This is a genomic window from Klebsiella sp. K5-306, from assembly GCF_051835185.1.
In the GTDB taxonomy this organism is placed as follows: domain Bacteria; phylum Pseudomonadota; class Gammaproteobacteria; order Enterobacterales; family Enterobacteriaceae; genus Klebsiella; species Klebsiella oxytoca.
Genome location: NZ_JAIFJY010000061.1, coordinates 1 through 893, shown reverse-complemented (window position 1 = coordinate 893; position 893 = coordinate 1). Strand labels below are relative to the sequence as shown.

General features: G+C 65.5%; 1 protein-coding gene. It reads left to right on the top strand.

The window, feature by feature from the left end:
• Positions 1-893: type VI secretion system tip protein VgrG (vgrG, locus tag K2184_RS28980; protein WP_439237812.1), on the top strand; the 893-nt coding region annotated here is incomplete at both ends.

The window sequence follows — 893 nt, the reverse complement described above, 5'->3', positions numbered from 1 at the left end:
CAGGGCTTCGGGGTAAAAATCCGGCAGCCGGTACGCACGATTCAGGGCTTGGTGACGGCGTTTGAGCGCCTTTCCGCCTCCCGGGACGAAACGCATTATTCCCTGACCCTGCAGCCGCGTCTGGCGCTGCTCTCCCGGAGCCACCAGAACCGGATTTACCAGGATATGTCGGTGCCGGATATCGTGGAGCATATCCTGCGCACCCGCCACGGCATGCGCGGGGAGGACTTTATCTTCACCCTGGCGCAGGCGTACCCGCGTCGCGAGCAGGTGATGCAGTACGGCGAGGACGACCTGCGCTTTATCACCCGCCTGCTGAGTGAGGTGGGTATCTGGTTCCGCTTCATCGCCGACACCCGGCTGAACATCGACGTGGTGGAGTTTTACGACGACCAGCGGCACGACGGGCTGGGGCTGATTCTGCCGTCGGTGCCGCCCTCCGGCCAGCACGACAGCGGGACGGAATCCGTGTGGGCGCTGAAAAGCCGGCATCGCGTGGTGCCGCAGTCGGTGTTCACCCGGGACTATAACTACCGCAACGCGCCGGCGGAGATGAGCCTCAGCATCGATGTCAGCCGGGGCGACAGCACCACTTACGGCGAGGCGTACCACTGGGGAGATAACTACCTGACGCCGGGCGACAGCCATCCGCGCGACCCGGCGCCGGAGAGCGGGGCATTTTATGCCCGCCTGCGTCACGAGCGCTACCTGAACGACCAGACCCGGCTGAGCGGAAAGAGCAGCTGCGCGACGCTCGCCCCCGGTCAGGAACTGAAGGTGAGCGGCGGCGAAGAGGTCACCGGCACCTTCCGGGAGGGGGTGATGATAACCCACCTCCACAGCCGCGCCCGGCGCGACCGCAGTTTTGAGGTGGCCTTCCACGCCATCCCGTA